This window comes from Psittacicella melopsittaci (assembly GCF_003585925.1).
Taxonomy (GTDB): Bacteria; Pseudomonadota; Gammaproteobacteria; order Enterobacterales; family Psittacicellaceae; genus Psittacicella; species Psittacicella melopsittaci.
This window is the reverse complement of the sequence record NZ_NRJH01000078.1, coordinates 1-3,570: the sequence shown is the minus strand read 5'-3', so window position 1 is coordinate 3,570 and position 3,570 is coordinate 1. Positions and strand designations below refer to the sequence as shown.

At 33.8% G+C, this 3,570-nt stretch carries 2 protein-coding genes and 1 pseudogene; 2 read left to right on the top strand and 1 reads right to left on the bottom strand.

Going from position 1 to position 3,570, the window contains the following annotated elements:
• Window positions 1–574, top strand: a pseudogene (locus tag CJP74_RS07710) (hypothetical protein); the annotation flags it as partial.
• Between the two features lie 605 nt (window positions 575–1,179).
• Here the strand turns inward: CJP74_RS07710 and CJP74_RS07705 are convergent.
• On the bottom strand, window positions 1,180–3,216 hold the full coding sequence (locus CJP74_RS07705) for a M3 family metallopeptidase (RefSeq protein ID WP_119497921.1): 2,037 nt from the start codon (window positions 3,214–3,216) through the stop codon (window positions 1,180–1,182).
• Between the two features lie 90 nt (window positions 3,217–3,306).
• On the opposite strand from CJP74_RS07705, the gene CJP74_RS08165 reads away from it, so the two are divergent.
• A partial coding sequence (locus tag CJP74_RS08165) for a hypothetical protein (protein WP_222987035.1) occupies window positions 3,307–3,570 on the top strand: 264 nt, incomplete at its 3' end.

Below are 3,570 nucleotides of genomic sequence, written 5' to 3'. Positions count from 1 at the left end.
AAATGACTGTGATAATATAGATCTTCACGTCAATTTAGAAAAAAAAAACTGGTATGTCTTCAATGACGACTATTGTACAAGTGAAGAAAAAAGTTTTATCAGGCATTTCAAATATCAAATTAAACCTGTGCTAGATGAACTAAACCTCACTTACTATCTAATCAGAAATGAACGCGTGAGTGAATTAGCTATTTACTCTTTTGATAATGGGGAAAGATTTGAGCCTGATTACTTACTCTTTCTCTTTGTAAGAAAAAAAGAGCAGAATAAGGATAATCCTGATCCTTATTTAAAAGAAAAAGAGAAAAAAAATCCTGATCCTTATTTAACTTACCAAGGCTATATTGAACCTAAAGGAGCTCACCTCATTGAGAAAGATGAGTGGAAAGAAAAACTTCTTAAAGTGATATCCAAAAAAGCAAGCACCCAAGGCTCTTTATTTGGTAACTATAAAATCTTTGGTCTTCCTTTCTATAATCGAGATAAAAATAGCTCTAACTTTGATAAAGAATTGGGCGATTTCATTAATGAACTCAAGAAGCTACTAGGTAAAACTCAAGAAGCTACTAAGTAAATAAATTATTTAAAAATAGCCCTTTACCTCTATTTTGGGGATTAAAATTTGATTTACTTTAAAAATATTTTTTACTTATAAATTAAGGATAAATACACGTTTTTAGCTAACTTTTGACTAAAAATGATAAAAATCTTTATGTTAAAATCAAATCTTAGCTTATAATATAGATACATGATAAAAATAATTATATTTTTTAACATGTAAAATTAGCAATGCTAACCCATTTGCACTTGCAAATTTACAAGTTGATTAAACATAATTTCTTATAGCATCTTAAGCCTTAGGACTGTCTCTAAGGCTTTTTTTTATGGCTATTTTTTTGTGTTTGGTTAATTGGTTAATGCTTAAATATTTAACTAGCAAATATCTAAAACTCAGAAATAAAAAGAACCCTAGCACATTAACTTTGTGCTAGGGTTTTTAACTTAGGAAGCAAATTATACCTCAGTATAACTTTTATGCTGATATGGGGCATAATTTGCCACTTTAAATAGGTAAATTAGCTAAAGAGGAAATTAATTAGTTAATTTCTTCTTTAAGTTAGTTACTTGCTTAAGTTGGTTAATTACTTAAGTCAGTTACCTAATTAAGCTAACTCCTAATTACTCTTCATCTAAAATGCCGTATTTCACTAATAAAGCCGTTGGGCTTGGTTTACGACCACGGAATTTAACATAGTTATCCATTGTTGGACGTGTACCACCTGTAGCAAGAATATTATCTTTAAATGCTTGAGCTACGCTTGGAGCAAAAATATCACCTGCTTCTTTATAAGCCGCATAAGCATCAGCTGCTAGTACATCTGCCCAGAGGTAGCTGTAGTAACCTGCTGAGTAGCCACCGCCAAAAATATGTCCAAAAGTATTTGGGAACCAAGTTTTACGTTCACCGTAAACTTTATTAGTTGTTTGAGCTTGAACGTCTTTGTGTACTTGGTGTACGGTACGATCATCAGCTTTGCTAAATAACTCCATGTCAAATAAACCATACTCAACTTGGTTTACTAAGAATAAACCACCTGAGTTGAATTTATTTAACTCAAGTAAACGTTCTACTTTATCTGCAGGTAAAGGTTCACCTGTAGTTACATTACGGGAAATTAAAGCTAAAGCTTCTGGTTCAAATACCCAGTTTTCGTGAATTTGTGATGGTAATTCTACAGCATCCCACTCTACATTTGTACCACAAAGTGACTGGAGTTTAGTTTTAGTTAAGAGTAAGTGAATAGCATGTCCCATTTCATGGAAAAGAGTTTCCACTTCATTTACGCTTAGTAGAGCTGGTTTACCATTTAACGGTGGAGTAAAGTTACCACAAATGTAAGCTACTGGGAGTTTTAAACGAGTTTTAGTTTCAAAACGACCAAAAGCTTGACCCATCCATGCTCCTGCACGTTTAGTATCACGAGCATAAACATCTAGGTATAAACCTGCAATTAATTTACCGTCTTCGTAAACACGAATGAATTTAACGTCAGGGTGATAAGTTTTAACTTCTGTATCTACTTCAAATGTCAGACCGTATAAACGCTCTAAAATTTGGAAAAGACCTTTTTGTACTTGATCTTCAGGGAAGTACTGACGTAATTCTTCTGGATCTAAATCAAATTTAGCTTTGATGTATTTATTTGAGTAGTAGTTAAAGTCCCAGAACTCTAGTTTTTCTACTCCATCAAGCTCTTTAGCAAAAGCATTTAACTCAGCAAGTTTTTCTTGAGCTTTAGGTAAAGCTTTTTCTCTTAACTCTTTTAAGAAAGTTAACACTTGTTCTGGAGTTTCAGCCATTTTGGTTGCTAGGCTACGCTCAGCGTGGTTGTTAAATCCTAAAAGTTTAGCTTGCGCCGTTTTAAGTTCGTAAATTTGTTGTACTAAGGTAGTATTGTCGTATTTACCACCCGTAGTATCATCTGGAGAAGCTAAATAAGCGTATGCTAAATAAAGCTCTTTACGTAACTCACGGTTATCCGCATAACCCATTACTTGAGCAATTGCAGGTGGAGCTAAAGTAATTAAATAACCTTCTTTACCTTCAGCCTGAGCATAAGAAGCTAATAACTCTAAACCGTTTTCTGATAAACCTTTTAATTCGTTTTTATCAGTAATTAGTTTTTTCCAAGCTTGACGCGCTAAAAGGTTGTTATTAGCAAATTTAGTACTAACTTCGTTTAATTTAACTGCGTTTTCTTCGTACTCTTTTGCTTTTTCCCCTTCTAGGTCAATCCCGTTTAAACGGTAGCCAAGTAAAGTTAACTCTAGATCACGTTTAATTTCTTCTGGGTATGACTCATATTCTGGAGCATTAGCTAGTTTAACGTATTGATTATATAAATCTTTATTACGCGAAACTTCTAAAGCTAAACGAGCACGATCTTCGTTAAGAGCATCATAAGCTTCAATGAACTCTGGGGTAGATAAAGTCGAAGAAATGTGATCAATTGGATCCCAGTGTAGCTCTTCTTTCAAGGTTGAATTAAAAGTGTCTTCGCCATAGAAGTCTTCTAGGGTTGGATTTTCTAATGCAATTGCTTTAGCTAAATCTTCTTTAACTCTTACCTTGTGCTCTTCAAAAAGAGTACGGAGATTTTCAGGGGTAAATTGACTAAAGTCAATTGTATATAATTTTGTCTCTGGTTGCGACATGAGAAGTTCCTTAGATTTACGATTTATTTTTTCTTGAACGCATGCTAAACATCCGCACAAGAAAAATGCTAATAAAAAATTTCTGTCTCTTTGATTTTAGCACAGAGAAGCAAAAAAACAAACACTGAGCCCAAGGCAGTTGCTCAGGTTGAGAGTTTTAAGGAAAAAGAGCAGGAGATTTTACTTTATCACAAGGGAATATCTTTTTGTGGAGATAAGCTTTGTTCTACTTTATTCGCTTTAATTCAGCTTTATTCTTCCTTATTCTGCCTTATCCTGCCTTACCCTGCCTTATCCTGTCTTATCCTGCCTTATCTTGCCTTATATTGCCTTATCCTTCCTTATCCTGCCTTT